General features: G+C 52.8%; 12 protein-coding genes. 5 read left to right on the top strand and 7 right to left on the bottom strand.

Annotation, left to right across the window (positions count from 1 at the left end; genetic code table 11):
- Positions 1-310 precede the first annotated feature (310 nt).
- The 4 genes from BOC67_RS02565 to BOC67_RS02550 all read left to right on the top strand — a co-directional run bounded on the left by BOC67_RS02565 (position 311) and on the right by BOC67_RS02550 (position 7,359).
- Positions 311-904 (top strand): sigma-70 family RNA polymerase sigma factor, encoded by a 594-nt coding sequence (locus tag BOC67_RS02565; protein ID WP_291906879.1) that lies wholly within the window; start codon positions 311-313, stop codon positions 902-904.
- 61 nt (positions 905-965) lie between these two features.
- Entirely contained in the window at positions 966-1,961 is a 996-nt protein-coding gene (locus BOC67_RS02560; protein WP_291906876.1) for a FecR domain-containing protein, read from the top strand.
- A 165-nt stretch (positions 1,962-2,126) separates the two neighbouring features.
- Positions 2,127-5,594 carry a TonB-dependent receptor gene (locus BOC67_RS02555; protein ID WP_291906874.1) on the top strand — a complete coding sequence of 1,156 codons (3,468 nt, stop codon included), beginning with the start codon at positions 2,127-2,129 and terminating at the stop codon, positions 5,592-5,594.
- A 22-nt stretch (positions 5,595-5,616) separates the two neighbouring features.
- Positions 5,617-7,359, top strand: coding sequence for a RagB/SusD family nutrient uptake outer membrane protein (locus BOC67_RS02550; protein ID WP_291906872.1), 1,743 nt, complete (start codon positions 5,617-5,619; stop codon positions 7,357-7,359).
- Positions 7,360-7,552: 193 nt separating this feature from the next.
- Here the strand turns inward: BOC67_RS02550 and BOC67_RS02545 are convergent, their stop codons facing one another.
- From BOC67_RS02545 to BOC67_RS02520, 6 genes are all read right to left on the bottom strand, one after another.
- A complete protein-coding gene (locus BOC67_RS02545; RefSeq protein WP_291906870.1) occupies positions 7,553-8,479 on the bottom strand; it encodes an alpha/beta hydrolase in 927 nt (308 codons plus the stop codon).
- A gap of 257 nt (positions 8,480-8,736) precedes the next feature.
- Positions 8,737-9,489 (bottom strand): SDR family oxidoreductase, encoded by a 753-nt coding sequence (locus BOC67_RS02540; protein WP_291906867.1) that lies wholly within the window; start codon positions 9,487-9,489, stop codon positions 8,737-8,739.
- Positions 9,490-9,614: 125 nt separating this feature from the next.
- Positions 9,615-10,355, bottom strand: a complete 741-nt coding sequence (locus BOC67_RS02535) for an SDR family oxidoreductase (protein WP_291906865.1) — start codon at positions 10,353-10,355, stop codon at positions 9,615-9,617.
- Between the two features lie 103 nt (positions 10,356-10,458).
- Positions 10,459-11,382: an AraC family transcriptional regulator gene (locus tag BOC67_RS02530; protein ID WP_291906863.1), complete on the bottom strand. Its 924-nt coding sequence runs from the start codon at positions 11,380-11,382 to the stop codon at positions 10,459-10,461.
- Between the two features lie 152 nt (positions 11,383-11,534).
- The gene (locus BOC67_RS02525; protein ID WP_291906861.1) at positions 11,535-12,410 is read right to left on the bottom strand and encodes an RNA polymerase sigma factor; all 876 of its coding nucleotides are present in this window, start codon (positions 12,408-12,410) and stop codon (positions 11,535-11,537) included.
- Positions 12,411-12,469: 59 nt separating this feature from the next.
- Positions 12,470-13,273 (bottom strand): SDR family NAD(P)-dependent oxidoreductase, encoded by an 804-nt coding sequence (locus BOC67_RS02520; RefSeq protein WP_291906860.1) that lies wholly within the window; start codon positions 13,271-13,273, stop codon positions 12,470-12,472.
- 128 nt (positions 13,274-13,401) lie between these two features.
- On the opposite strand from BOC67_RS02520, the gene BOC67_RS02515 reads away from it, so the two are divergent.
- Entirely contained in the window at positions 13,402-14,259 is an 858-nt protein-coding gene (locus tag BOC67_RS02515; protein WP_291906858.1) for a DUF5995 family protein, read from the top strand.
- A gap of 4 nt (positions 14,260-14,263) precedes the next feature.
- Here BOC67_RS02515 and BOC67_RS02510 read toward each other — a convergent pair whose 3' ends face one another.
- Positions 14,264-14,494 carry a DUF4287 domain-containing protein gene (locus BOC67_RS02510; protein ID WP_291906857.1) on the bottom strand — a complete coding sequence of 77 codons (231 nt, stop codon included), beginning with the start codon at positions 14,492-14,494 and terminating at the stop codon, positions 14,264-14,266.
- Positions 14,495-14,524: the final 30 nt, after the last annotated feature.

Below are 14,524 nucleotides of genomic sequence, written 5' to 3'. Positions count from 1 at the left end.
TGAGAAGCGAAGGGCATGCCACCGCCACAGCAGGCGCCGGCATCCTCAGTAAATACTCGCAGGCTGGTGCGGCGCCGGGATTTATTTTACATTGCGGCGCCCCCTTCATTTACCAACACCCCATAGCACGCCCCCGCCGCCATGGCATACCGCACTGCTTCTTCTGCCGCCCAGACGGGCCACTACCGCCTCGTGAAATTATATGTCATCCCACCTATCCCCCCTTTAAAATTTTCTTGTTAACAATAACGTAAAATCAATTCTTATCCGCTATTTTTATCTTGCGTACCATATCTGACGTTTCTATTCCATGAAGTATAAATATCTTACCGACAATGACCTGTTTCAACGTGTTGCAAACGATGATGCGGCGGCCTATGAGATATTGTACAACCGTTACTGGGAACCGCTGTTCCTCTATGCGTTCAAGTGCCTGCGGCTCACCGCGCCCGCCAAGGACGTTGTCCAGGATGTATTCATCGGGCTATGGAAAAGACGCAGCAGCCTTGTACTCAGCGGCGCGCTCCGCTCCTACCTCTTTGCTGCCGTGAGATATGAAATACTCCGAAGCATCGCACAGCCGCAACCCGCGCCGCTGCACGATTCGCAAGCCACCATGGACCTCTCCGCCGCTACCGATACGGACGACCGCCTCCATGAAAAAGAACTCAAACGCCTCCTGGCCACTGCAGTGGAACGCCTGCCCTTCAAAATGAAACAGGTTTATACCCTCAGTCGCCACCATCATAAAACCATCGCTGAAATAGCCAGCGAATTATCTTTATCAGAACAAACCGTGAAAAACCAATTATCCAAAGCACTGACCCGCCTGCGCGCCGAACTGCGCGAGGCCACGCTGATCCCGGCCCTCGTGCCCGGCATTATTTTCTTCTTTAACAATTAGTTAACATTCGAAGATGGTACTACCCTTCATTTTTTGACGCTACCTAAGTAGCAGCGCTAAAATGATGAACAACCAGCAAATAAAAATTATCGCCGACAGGTACCTGAAAGGAGAAGCTACGCCCGAAGAGTTAAAACAACTGGAAGAGTGGTTTGCCCAGGCAGAAGAAACGCCCGTCCACCTGTCCGCCAGGGACCTGCAGGACATCCGCGAAGATATGCTGCAGCATATCCGCCAGGATGCCGGCTACAACCCGCCGGAACTGGAAGAAAAACGGCCGGGAATATGGCGCGCCATCGGTCGTATAGCCGCTATCGTTATCATCGCACTCGGCGCCGGCAGCCTCGCCTGGCTCCTGCGCCCGGGCGCTAAAAAACAGGTACGGTTTAACACGGAAGTGATTTATCGTACATACGTTACCGTTAGTAACGACAGCAGCGTTACCCGCAGGCGGCTGCCGGACAGTTCTATCGTGATTATGAACAAAGGCGCGCGCTTCAAATACGAAACAACTTTTAACGATTATACAAGAACGCTTATACTGGAGAATGGAGAAGTATTTATAGCTGTCAAACAACAGCCGGACAAGCCTTTTAAAGTAGTGGCCGGCACGACCGTCACCACCGTACTGGGCACCTCTTTTAACCTAAAGATGGACAACGAAAAAAATACAGTGAGCATTGTAGTGAAAACCGGAAAAGTAAAGGTAGCAGCAGATTCCAGCACATCCGCCCGCGCTGCCCTGCTATCGCCCAACGAAGGTATTGCCATCAATACCCTCGACCATTCACAACAATTCTTCCGGGAGCCGGCAAGTATTTCCACCGCCTGGTGCGCCGCCGAGCTGGTGTTTCGCCAAAGCGCCATGGCCACGGTAGCCGCCACTCTTGAAAACCGCTATCAGATTCAAATCAGGCTAATGAGCGCGAAAGCACAACAGTACAGGGTTTCCGGAGATTTCAACAGTCACCACGATGCGGAGAGCATCCTCCAGGCCATCTGCCTGGTGCATCAGTTAAACTATAAAAAAAGTAACAACACTTATTTCATCTATTAACACATAAAATAAAACCGGTTAAGCGCCAACTTAACCGGTTCCTTTGATGCTGACACATCCATCCGTAATGCGACTTACCGGATATGGCAGCCTGTTTTTAAAATTTCATAAAAACCCTTCAAATGTATGAAAAATGTAGTAAGTAATTCTACAATCCGTTACCTTATGCGTCTTAGTTTCCTGACATCATGCATGGCAGCTATCAGCTTGTCCGTCTGGGCAAAAAACCTGGAAGGGCAATCGCTGAAAAAGACTGTTGCCTTTAAGACGGGCAGCGCTACCCTGAGTGAAGTGCTGAAACAGGTGGCCCGGCAAACCCACTACCGGCTGGTGTTTGACGAATCGGCTACTAACAGCTACCGCTACACGTCCCTGGAATCTTACGGTACGGCGGAGGCCCTGCTCGACTCCCTGCTGGCCAACACCACCCTTGGCTACCGCGAAAAAAATGACTTGCTGATCGTATATAAAAAAGATGAACAGGAATTTGGCCTGAAAGGAAAGGTAATTGACGGGGATAGCAAAGAGCCGCTGCTCGGCGTGACCATCGCTGTCAAAGGCACCCGCAAAGGGGTTGTCACCAATGCGGACGGCGGCTTTGCCCTCGCGTCCGTCAAACCGGGCGACGTCCTCGTGGTATCCTACGTAGGGTACGACACCAAAGAGGTCCCGGTTTCCGGCAGCAACTTTCTTACCATCACCCTCGGGAGCAGCCGCTCAAAAATTAAAGATGTGGTGGTGGTTGGTTATGGCGTACAGAAGAAGGTCAACCTCACCGGCGCCGTTGCCCAGGTGGACGCGAGCGTCATTGAGAGTCGCCCGGTAGCCAACATTGGCCAGGCGCTGCAAGGCGCGGTGCCCAACCTCAACGTCAACTTCGGGGACGGCCGCCCCGGCAGCACCGCCACCCTCAATATCCGCGGGTTTACCTCCATCTCCGGCGGCGGACCGCTCATCCTCATCGATGGCATCCCCGGCGATATCAATACCGTTAACCCCCGGGACATCGAATCCATCAGCGTACTGAAAGATGCCGCTTCCGCCGCCATCTACGGCGCGCGCGGCGCATTCGGCGTAGTGCTGCTCACCACGAAGAAAGGAAAGGCCGGTAAAATGCAGATCAGCTACGGCACTAACTACAGCTGGAGCAAACAAACCACCCGTACGGACTTCATCACCAGCGGCTATGATGCCGCCATGCTCAACGATGAAGCGTTTAAAATCACCCTTGGCAAAACCTACACCGGTTATACGGACGAAGATTATGAAGAACTGCTGAAAAGAAAGACCGACCCCACCCTGCCTTCCGTCGTGATCCAGAACCGTAAAGGAAAAGACATGTACGTGTACTACGGGAATACCGACTGGTGGCATACCATGTTCCGCGATGTGATGCCCTCCATGGAACACAGCCTCAACATCAGCGGCGGTAACGACAAGATCAACTACATGGTATCCGGCCGCGCCTACCAAAAGAAAGGGATGATGCGCATCCAGCAGGATATCTATAACTCCTATAACTTCCGCGCTAAAGTGGAAGCGGAAGTAAAACCCTGGCTGGTGCTGAGCAGCAACACGCAGGTTAACGCGTACGACTATACGTACCCGGGCGCCGGCGTGAACGACAACTTCGTGTCCGTCAGCGTACACGCCCTGCCCTCCTACGTGCCGGTAAACCCTGATGGTACGGCCACCTACCGGACGGAGCTGAACAACTACACCATTGGCGACGGTATTTATGCGGACCTGCTGCATGGTAAAAGTAAAGGCGGCACCAAACAGCTGGAACTGGTTAACACCGTTGCGGCCACGTTCAAAATTTCACCAGACTTCAACGTCATCGGCAATTACACGCTGACGGTGGCCAACGGCAGCAGCTTCCACCGCCAAACCGCCGCGCCATGGTCCATTTACCCGGGCGTGATCAGCTACGTGTTTAACGATAACCTCTGGCAGCAAAATAACAACCGGACCACCCACGTGGTGAACGTGTACGGCAACTATAACAAGCATATCAACAAACACAGCATCTCCCTGACAGCCGGCGTAAACCAGGAACTGCAGCGCATGAAAATGCTGTATTCACAACGCAACGACATTCTTTCCGAAGACCTGAACGAAGTAGCGCTGGGCTCCGGCGACGCGACGGTGAACAGCAATAACGAAGAGCTGGCGCTCCTGGGCGCATTTGGCCGCGCCGCCTACAGCTACGCGGATAAATACCTCGTAGAGTTCAACGGCCGGTACGATGGCTCCTCCCGGTTCCCGGCCAGCAGCCGCTTCGGCTTCTTCCCTTCCGTTTCCGCAGGCTGGCGCATGTCAGAAGAACCCTTCTTCGCGCCGCTGAAAAATGTGATCACGGACCTGAAATGGCGCGCATCCTACGGCGCGCTGGGCAACCAGGATGTGAAGAATAACTACTACCCTTACATCCCGCTGATGAGCATCGGCACCAATAGCTATATCACCAGCGGCAAACGCACCCAGTACGTGAGCTTGCCCACGCCTATCACCGCCAGCCTCACCTGGGAAAAGGTGAACTCCACCAACTTTGGGGTGGACATGGCCTTCCTCCGCAATAAGCTGAATGTGACGTTCGACTGGTACATCCGCAATACCAAGGATATGCTCACCAAGGGCATGACGCTGCCGGCAGTATTTGGCGCTACCGAGCCTAAAATGAATGCGGCGGACTTACGTTCCAAAGGCTGGGAAATCAATATCGACTGGCGGAACAGCGTGACCGTAGGCCGCAAGCCGCTGAACTATAACATCGGCGTGAACATGGGCGATTTCAAAGCAGAGATCACCAAGTTCGACAACCCTAACCAGATCCTGAGCGATTACTACGTAGGAAAGCAGCTGGGCGAAATCTGGGGGTACAGCATCCTCGGATATTTCAAGGACGATAAGGAAGCGGCGGACTGGAAAGTAGACCAGACGCAGGTAGGCAACAATATTTTTTCCGCGCCGGGCGAATGGGGCAAGCTGCGCGCCGGCGATCTGAAATTCGCCGACCTCGACAACAACGGCGCTATCAACAAAGGGCAGAACACGGTGAGCAATCCCGGCGATCAGCGCATCATCGGCAACTCCCTGCCGCGTTATACGTTTGGCATCCGCGGCGGCGCTGACTGGAACGGGTTCGACTTCAGCATCTTCTTCCAGGGAATAGGCCGCCAGCACTGGTATCCCGGCAATAACGCGGATAAATTCTGGGGACCGTTTTCCCGTCCGTACATGTCGTTCATTCCGAAGGATTTCCCTGAAAAGCTTTGGAGCGAAAGCAACCCGGACTCCTACTTCCCCCGCCTCCGCGGCTATATTGCGCTGAATGATAACGGCTCCCTGAAGGAAAACAACGACCGTTACCTGCAGGACCTCGCCTACATCCGCCTGAAAAGCCTGATCCTTGGTTATTCCCTGCCGGCGGCCCTGCTGCAGCGCCTGAAGCTGACCCGCTTCCGCGTGTACTTCAGCGGCGAAAACCTGCTGACCTTCACCAAGCTGAAAAGCAAATACCTGGACCCGGAGCAGCTTTCCAGCGATCCTAACCTGGTGCGCACCGATGCGAACGGTCGCGTGTACCCGTTCAGTAAAACCTATGCCGTAGGCGTGGATATTTCGTTCTAACCAGAAAAAAAAAGCATTGTCAATGAAAACTTTCCATATAGCGATACTGGCGCTGCTGGCCCTCTCCATGGGTGCGTGTAAAAAATTCATGGACCGCGACCCGCTCGCAAAAATATCTCCCGACAATTATTTTAAAACAGAAAAAGACCTGCAACTATATGTCAATTCTATGTATTCCATGGTGCCCGATGCCGAAGGGGTATATAACGAGGATATGGACAATGTGGTGAAGTCCAGTACTTCCGAATTCCTGACCGGCCGCAGGCAGGTGCCGGTAACCGGCGGCGGATGGACTTGGACGGAGCTGCGCAAGATCAACTATTTCATGGTCAACTACAACCGCGTGCTACCTTACAGCGCCACCCGCAAATACGCAGGCGCGGCGCGGTTCTTCCGGGCATGGTTCTATTATGAGATGGTGAAAAAATTCGGCGATGTGCCCTGGTACAACAAGCCGATGGAAACCAACGATCCGGAATTACAGAAGCCGCGCGACCCGCGCACGCTCATTATGGATTCCATCCTGGCGGACATTGATACGGCCATCGCCAACCTGGACGCCACCAAAAACCCGGAGCAGGTGAATAAATGGACGGCGCTGGCGCTGAAGTCGCGCATATGCCTGTTTGAAGGCACTTTCCGCAAATACCACCCTGAATTCAACCTGCCGGACGCCAACAAATTCCTGCAGCTGGCCGCTGCGGCAGCCGATACGCTGATTACCCGCGGCCCATACCGCATTTATACCAGCACGCCGGCAAACGCTTACCGGGAGCTGTTTACGTCGAAGGACGCCAACCCGGATGAAATCATTTTAACCCGCCGGTTCAGCGGTACGTTGCAACTCTATCATAACGCGAACTACTATACGATTACGGCTTCCTACGGCCAGCCCGGCCTGGAAAAAAGTTTCGTGAACAGTTACCTGATGAAGGATGGCAGCAGGTTTACGGACAAGCCGGGTTACGATAAAATGCAGTTCTTCGACGAATGCCAGGGCCGCGATCCGCGCCTGGCGCAAACGATCCGTACGCCGGGCTATACGCGCATCGGCAATACCAACCGGCTGGTGCCTGACTTCGGCGCTTCCGTTACCGGCTACCAGCTGATTAAATATGTGACGGACGAAACGCATGACTCCTATACGAAGAACGATAACGACATGCCTGTTTTCCGTTACGCGGAAGTGCTGCTAAACTATGCGGAGGCTAAAGCCGAGCTGGGGCAGCTGACGCAGGGCGACATTGACCGGTCCATCAAGCTGCTGCGCGACCGCGTAGGCATGCCTACCCTGGATGTGGCGGCGGCCAATGCCAACCCGGACCCTTATGAAGCGGCGCGCTATGCGAACAAAAGCCTTAGTGGGGCCATCCTGGAGATCCGCCGGGAGCGCAGGATTGAGCTGGTGATGGAAAACTTCCGCTGGCATGACCTGGCCCGCTGGAAGGAAGGCGCGCTGCTGACCAGGCAGTTCAAGGGCATGTACTTCCCTGGCGCAGGCCAGTACGACCTGGATAAGGACGGCGTCATTGATGTAGTGATCTATGAAGGCACGAAGCCCAGCGGCCCGAAAGGCCCGGCCTACCTGAAGCTCGGCACGGAGATCAGCCTGGAAAAAGGCAGCGCCGGCGGGCCGATTGTGGTGAACCCGAATATCACGAAACAGTTTGACGAGACCCGTGATTACCTCTATCCTATTCCAACGCAGGAGCGTAATTTGAATAAGAATCTGACCCAGAATCCGAACTGGAAAGATGGTCTGTAATCATCACCCATATCCTCCTAAAAACTGAAAAGGTGACCGTGTGAAGCGGTCACCTTTTTTTGTGGGTGCTATGTTTTTAAATGCTGGTGCATTGGCGCTGATAAGAGGTTCCGGACAAAACCTTGTTTAGGATGTACAGGACGCCAAGTTTCCCCAACTGTTGTTATTTCAGCCAACCATTGCGTTGGAATTCCTACTTCTTCTTCAACCAGCCATTATCACGCAGCCAATTCTCCAACCGGTCCATCCAGTGTTCATCCGGGTTGCTCGTTTGCATGCCAAAGCCATGGCCGCCCCGTTCGTAAACATGCAGTTCCGCCGGTACTTTATTACGTACAAGCGCGCTGTAAAAATAAATGCTGTTTTCCACCCCTACCACTTTATCATCCGTGGCGTGAACGAGGAAGGTAGGCGGCGTTTCAGGCGTCACCTGCAGCTCGTTGCTGAATGCCTGTACTTTTTCCGCCGGCGGATTATTCCCAATAAGGTTATTGCGCGAGCCGCGATGGGTAATGCTGTCCGCCATGCTGATCACGGGGTACACCAGCACCAGGAAGTCCGGCCGGAGGTTGGTTTGCTCCCGGTTAGGGATATACGATTTTTTAAAATGCGTGCCTGCGGTGGAGGCCAGGTGCCCGCCGGCAGAGGATCCCATGAGTCCGACCCGGTTCACATCCACTTGCCATTCCGCCGCATGCTGCCTTACCAGGCGGATGGCCTGTTGCGCATCCTGCAGCGGGCCGATGGAGCGGTCCCACATGGTGGTATCGTTGGGCATGCGGTATTTAAGTACGATTGCCGTCACCCCCATTTCGTTGAGGCGTTTGGCAAAATTGATACCCTCTTTCGTATAGGCGAGGCCGGAGTAGCCGCCGCCGGGGCATACTACCATGGCTGCGCCGTTCGCTTTACCGGCCGGGGCTTTAAAAATCTGTACCGTAGGTACGGAGACGCGGGAGTAGCCGATTCCCCCATCGGCGCGTTCTACTTTTCCTTCGTTGTTGGACGCTTTGCGGCTGTTGACAACCGAATCCGGGTACAGCGGCATCTCCTGCTGGGCGTAGGCATGCAAACAAAAGCAGGCGGCCGCCATGGGCATAATTATTTTTCGCGTGATCATAACGTGTAGCTTTATAAGCAAAGCTAATAATTGGTTTTTATTTTTTTAGGGAGAGATTTAAACCCGCCTTGCGGCAAGACGGACGGTCTTGCCGCAAGAGGCGCACGGCGTTATGCCAGGGGGAAATGGCTGTTATTTTTAAGGTGGTTGCAGGACCTATTGGTTAGCGCCGCCGTTGATTAGCAAAAGTTGCCCGTTAAAGTAGCTGCCATGGCCGGTTATCCTGCTTCAGATACGAAAGCGATGTTGCTACAGGGTTATTGGTTAGCGCCGCCATTCACCAGCAAATGCTGCCCGTTCACAAAAGACGAAAGCTCGCTGGCGAAAAACTCCGCAATATTAGCCACATCCTCCACCTCTGCGAGCCGCCCCATGGGGCAGCTGCTGATCAGCGACTGCCGCAGTTCCGGGTAGCTGCCCTCTTCTGCGAAGATGCCGGAATGATCCACGGCAAACGGGATGATAGAATTAACGGTAACGCCTCTATGCCCGATTTCCTTCGCCAGCACATCCACCAGGTAGCGGGGCGTGGTTTTGCTGCCGCCGTACACTGCCATGCCCGGCACGGGGAAGGCGGTGGTGCTGGAAGCGATGTAGATGATGCGGCCTTTGTCCTGCACGAGTTTGGCCGCCTGCTGCATGGTAAAGTAAGCGCCTTTGGTGTTGATGCTGAAGAGGCGGTCGAACTGCTCTTCCGTGAATTCCGTCACGGGTGTTTCCACCATTTCAATACCGGCGTTGGCCACTACAATGTCCAGCTTCCCGAATGCCTGGATGGCTTCGCTGAAGAGGCGTTCTATCTCAGAGACCTTGCTCACGTCCGCCTGGATGGCGATCACTTTTGCGCCCATGGCCGTGATGTTGGATACTACTTCCTCCGCAGAGGCTTTATCCCGGGAATAGTTGATGACGATGTTGGCGCCGAGGGCGGCGTAGCGTTCCGCGATGGCTTTACCGAGGCCCCTGGCGGAACCTGTAATTAAGGCTGTTTTGTTATGTAAGGAGTTCATGCGTTTAGATGGTGATGAAGAGGTGAAAAATGGAAACCAGGTGAGTTACAATTTTAACATCAGGCCTCACCTGATTCATACGTCTTGAATTATAACTGGTTCAAACTTGTTGATCAGAAAGCTTATCAGGCCATACCGCCATTTGCGCCTATATTCTGCGCATTGATCCACTTCGCATCATCGCTCACGAGGAACAGCACTACATTGGCAATGTCGTCTGTTTCGGCAATGCGGTTGAACGGGTTGAGGGCGGCGAGGCGGTTGATGGTTTCCTGGGATTTACCGTCGAGGAAGAGCGCAGTGGCGGTAGGTCCGGGAGAAAGGGAGTTGACGTTGATACCGCGGTGGCCTACTTCCCTGGAAAAAATGCGGGTGTATTGTTCCACCGCTGATTTGGAGGCCACGTAGTTGCCATAACCAGGGATCATGAGGCGGTTAACGGAAGTGGAGATGTTGAGTACCGTACCGTTATCGGCCAGCCTGGTAGCGGCTTCGCGGAGGGTGTTGAATACGCCTTTCACGTTGATGTCGAAAGTCCGGTCAAACTCTTCATCGGTAGTTTCCGCGATGGTTTTGGTGATCATAACGCCGGCATTGTTGATCAGGACATCTATACGGCCATAGTGCGCGATGGATTGGTCGAAGAGGGCTTTCACTTCAGCGGGCTTCCGCACGTCCGCCTGTACAGCGATGGCATCGCCGCCGTTGGCGATAATATCCGCCACTACCGCTTCCGCATCTGCCTTACTGCCGGCATAGTTAACGATTACTTTTGCCTGTGCAGCGGCGAGTCTTTTAGCTACTTCTGCGCCAATACCTTTAGAGGCGCCTGTTACGAGGATTACTTTAGCTGATAAATTTTTCATGGTCTATCTTTTTTTGTGTTTGTTGTTGTTTTGTTTGATGATACAAAGATAGACCGGGTATGCCCCCTGATTGTTTCGAGAATTACAGGAAGACTTTCAAATTTTAAAGATGATGCTGTTTGCGGTACTGAACGGGGGTTAAACCCGTATGTTTTTTGAAGAAAGTGCTGAAATGGGCCGGTTCTGTAAAGCCCAGCTTGTAGGCGACCTCCTTGATGGACAAGTTCCCGTTTAATAATAATGATTTCGCTTCGGCGGTGCTCTTTTCCGCGATCCAGGTAGCGATGGGCTTTCCTGTTTTTATTTTAATAACGTTGCTGAGGTAGTTAGGATGCAGCTGCTGGGCATTGGCGTAATCCTGCACGCGGTACACCACGTCTGCCTTGCCGGCGCTGAGGTCCCGGTAATGCTTTTCCAGCAGCCGTTTAAACGCGATAACGATCTGCGAGCTGCGGTTACCTTCATATATAGGATTATAATCCTCCCAGAAGTAGGCTTTGATCTTCAGCAGCAGCGCCGCCAGCAGGTGCCCGATTACCTTGAACTTTACCGGTGAATCGCTGCGGTAATTATCGTTGATGAGCAGGTAAATGGCCGTTAACGCTGCGTAGTATTCATCCGTCACCACTTTGGGCCGTACGGTTTCTGTAAGCAGGAACGGGAACTCTTCGAAGATCTGCTGGCTGATATAGTTTTTGAGGAATGTTTCGTCGAAGGTGATCAGGAAGATGTCTTCCACCCTCTCCCAGCTGAAGGTGCGGTAGTTACTGGGGTTCGTGAAATAGATGGAATGCGGTTGTACTTCGAAGGTATGTTCATCGATGGTGTATTTCCCCTTGCCGTCTTTCACGAAGAGGAAGGAAAAAAAGTTGGGCCTGTAAGAGGCGGACTGGTAGGGCAGTTCAAAGCCTACGTCCTTCAGGTTGAAGATGGAAAAGCCGGTGGTAGTATCAATGAGGTGCACCGGCAGGTGCAGTTGCTGATAGAGTTCATATAATGAATTCGAAGGAAAATTTGCCTGTTCCATGTGTGATTGATCCGGATTTAATAGCCCAGACCGCGTTGCAGTCCGGGCTAAAAATACATATATTTCCCGTAGCGTTCAATGGCTACTTTGGCGATATAGTCCGCCACCTGCCGGGCCCGGAGAAACAGGCAGCGCGTGGGAAGGTAATAGCATCAGGATTTCTCCCGGCCGGGCAGCTGCATCATCGGATCAGGATCAAAAAAGTCTTTCACCTCGCCGATGGAAGTCCGCGTACATCGCATGATGATATCCTGCAAATCCGCCCCGCTGCTCTGCAACGGATCAATCGCCTTCACCAGCCGGGCTCTCAGCTCAAACAGCGCATCCCGGTTGAATCGCCCGGAAGCTTTTACCAACTCCAGCTTCATCCGCTGCTCCTGCTGGTCCTGTTTGGGGTTGAAAATCCCATTCAGCTGACTGCACTGGTCGCAAACCCCGTTCTTATTCACCAGCGCGCAGCGATGATCGAAGATCTCCGTCATCGTTCCCCTGGCATCGTTGAGCAGGTGTTTCACTACTCCTTCCGATTTATCCAGTATCTGGCAAATCTCCTTCACCGAAAAGTCATACATATCCTTCAGTATGAGCGCCACCTGGTTTTCGATCGGCAAAGTTTTAGCGATGCAGGTAAAACAGAAATCGATATGTTCCATCATGTCGTAAGCGCCGGCGGGATAGTGCTGATGCACCACCCGGAAAGTGCCGGAGATATCCCTGTTGCCAATGGCTAAAGCGGCGCCCTGGTCCTGCGCGTTGGCCGGCCAGCGCTTCAACTTCCGGAGATGATCGTATGCCAGGTTCGTGGCTATACGAAAAACCCAGGTTTTCAGCGAGGATTCTCCCCTGAACGTAGCAATTTTATCGAAGGCTTTGATGAAGGTATCATGCGTAAGGTCGTCCACATCATTACGATCCGTCAGCAGCCGGTACAGGTAGGATTTGAGCGGCTGCTGAAAATCGGCAAACAGGGTTTGAAAGGCGTTAATATTGCCTGCCATGGCCTGCTGCAGGGTTTCGTTACTTTCCATTTTGTGAAAATTAGCGATGAAAAAAGAGGCGGCGCAAATGCCGCCCCCCTATAAACTTATTATAATATATTGAGTTTTCCGCAGTCAAAATCAACAATGTGGCTGTTAAACGCCGTCCCGTTACCGGAAACGAGGAATGCAGCCGTTTCCCCGAGCATTTGCAGCGTTGGCAGGGTGGACTGGATATCGAAGCGGGTATAGCGGGCAGTCATCTCCTCCCTGGAGATACCCATTGCTGCGGAAAAATCAGTGATCATTTCCTGCATCTTATTCGTTTCCAGCAATGCGCCGGAGCTGATGCAGATGGATTTGATGCCATGCGGACCAAACTCCGCGGCCATCACCCGGGTGAGCGCTTCAATAGCGGCGCACGCAGCGGCGAATCCGGCCATGTTAGGGGTCTTACTCCTGGCTATGGAAGCGCTGAACTGCAGCAGGGTTCCCCGGGAGCCCGTTTGTATCATGTACCTGGCGGCGATCCTGGATGTGAGGAACTGGGACCCGCAGATCCGTTGCAACGGCAGCAGGAATTGCTCAAAAGTGGCCATGGTCGTAGGCGTACCGCTGCCGGCATCTTTGTAGTATGTGCCGATACCATTGAAAACCATATCCAGCCGGCCATTCTCAGCCACTACTTTTTGGATAAAGGCGTCGATCTCTGCTTCATCGAGCGCATCCACTTTCGCCGCTTCCGCCCTGCCTCCGGCGGCATTGATTTCCCCGGCCAACCTTTCCGCCGCTTCCAGCTTGCGGGCAGAAACATAGACTGTAGCGCCGTGCTGCGCAAAACCGCGGGCCACTGCCCCCGCCACCTGTCCGGATGCCGCAAATACCACGGCGACCTTGTTTTTTAAATTTTCCATAATGCATGCTTTTTCATTCTGACGAATGAGCGCTGCAAAACGGTCGGGATGCCGGCAATTTTTTTTAAAAAAATTGTTTAATAGATGGGGGAAGAGATTTAATGCCGCGACGGAAAAGGCATCGGCCTATGAAAAGAATAATCAGTAAATTCAGCCAATATTTACAATCCATTAAATACTCCAACATGTCCCCTACCCCCATTTTGGCCAATACGCTGGACGAGGTCATAGCCAGGCTGGAAGCAATTATCTCCCACTCCATTCAACACAAGGACCGCTGCGGGTATTTTGCCGCGCTTTACTACAAGGTAACCCTGAAAGTTAAGGAAGGCATTGCCGCAGGGCAGTTCGGCGATGGGGTGAACATTGCACGGCTGGATGTGCAGTTTGCCAATCGTTATTTCCACGCCTATGATCAATGGCAGCAGGGGAAACCTGTCACCAAATCCTGGGAAGTAGCGTTTACCGCTGCTAAAAAGCGCTCCTGCATTATCTTGCAGCACCTGCTGCTGGGCATGAATGCGCACATCAACCTGGACCTTGGCATTGCTACCTGCGAAATTGCCGATGGGGATATTGACAACCTGAGAGTGGATTACAATAACATCAACCTGATTTTATCTTCCCTTACCTATGGGGTGATCAGCCAGCTAAACCTCTTATCGCCGTTTATGTCCATACTGGGTTTCAGGGGCACTACCTCCAACTCCATGCTGGTGCAGTTCAGCCTGGCCAACGCCAGGGATGGCTCCTGGTGCTTTGCCGAAGCGCTGGCGCTCAGGCAGGGGCAAGCCTACGGGGAATTCATTTTACAGCGGGATAAAGAGATTGCCGGATTAGGAGACAGCCTGGTTCACAACCGCGGCTTTTTGAAAATCGGCGTTTGGCTGATCCGTCTTTTTGAGAAAAAGGACGTGCGTAATGTGATTGATGTGCTGAATGACGGCAGGAAGCCGTACATGAAAGAGCTGAAAGGATTTAAGTAAGCGGTCATTTGCTGCCCTCTTTTTTAATGCCTTTCAGCAGTGCGTAAATAGCCATGGCGTGGCCATGTCCTAATCCAAAATCCTCCTTCAGCCAATCGGTAATTTGTGTGGCTTTTACTTCCGGCTTCAATACGCCCTTGCTGGTAAAGCCTTTTTTATCCGCCAGGCTTTTGAAATCGGCAGGCGTTTTACCGGTAAGCTTTTGGATATTGTCGAGGTATCCCTGGAATGACATAGTAAATGGATTTATAGGTGAACGGCATAA

Source organism: Chitinophaga sp. CB10, from assembly GCA_001870995.2.
Taxonomy (GTDB): Bacteria; Bacteroidota; Bacteroidia; order Chitinophagales; family Chitinophagaceae; genus Chitinophaga.
This window is presented reverse-complemented; position numbering and strand designations above follow the sequence as displayed.

Excerpts from the sequence above, each read along its gene's own strand:
- BOC67_RS02565 (WP_291906879.1), top strand. The coding sequence starts at position 311 with ATGAAGTATAAATATCTTACCGACAATGACCTGTTTCAACGTGTTGCA.
- BOC67_RS02560 (WP_291906876.1), top strand. The coding sequence starts at position 966 with ATGATGAACAACCAGCAAATAAAAATTATCGCCGACAGGTACCTGAAA.
- BOC67_RS02555 (WP_291906874.1), top strand. The coding sequence starts at position 2,127 with ATGCGTCTTAGTTTCCTGACATCATGCATGGCAGCTATCAGCTTGTCC.
- BOC67_RS02550 (WP_291906872.1), top strand. The coding sequence starts at position 5,617 with ATGAAAACTTTCCATATAGCGATACTGGCGCTGCTGGCCCTCTCCATG.
- BOC67_RS02545 (WP_291906870.1), bottom strand. The coding sequence starts at position 8,479 with ATGATCACGCGAAAAATAATTATGCCCATGGCGGCCGCCTGCTTTTGT.
- BOC67_RS02540 (WP_291906867.1), bottom strand. The coding sequence starts at position 9,489 with ATGAACTCCTTACATAACAAAACAGCCTTAATTACAGGTTCCGCCAGG.
- BOC67_RS02535 (WP_291906865.1), bottom strand. The coding sequence starts at position 10,355 with ATGAAAAATTTATCAGCTAAAGTAATCCTCGTAACAGGCGCCTCTAAA.
- BOC67_RS02530 (WP_291906863.1), bottom strand. The coding sequence starts at position 11,382 with ATGGAACAGGCAAATTTTCCTTCGAATTCATTATATGAACTCTATCAG.
- BOC67_RS02525 (WP_291906861.1), bottom strand. The coding sequence starts at position 12,410 with ATGGAAAGTAACGAAACCCTGCAGCAGGCCATGGCAGGCAATATTAAC.
- BOC67_RS02520 (WP_291906860.1), bottom strand. The coding sequence starts at position 13,273 with ATGGAAAATTTAAAAAACAAGGTCGCCGTGGTATTTGCGGCATCCGGA.
- BOC67_RS02515 (WP_291906858.1), top strand. The coding sequence starts at position 13,402 with ATGAAAAGAATAATCAGTAAATTCAGCCAATATTTACAATCCATTAAA.
- BOC67_RS02510 (WP_291906857.1), bottom strand. The coding sequence starts at position 14,494 with ATGTCATTCCAGGGATACCTCGACAATATCCAAAAGCTTACCGGTAAA.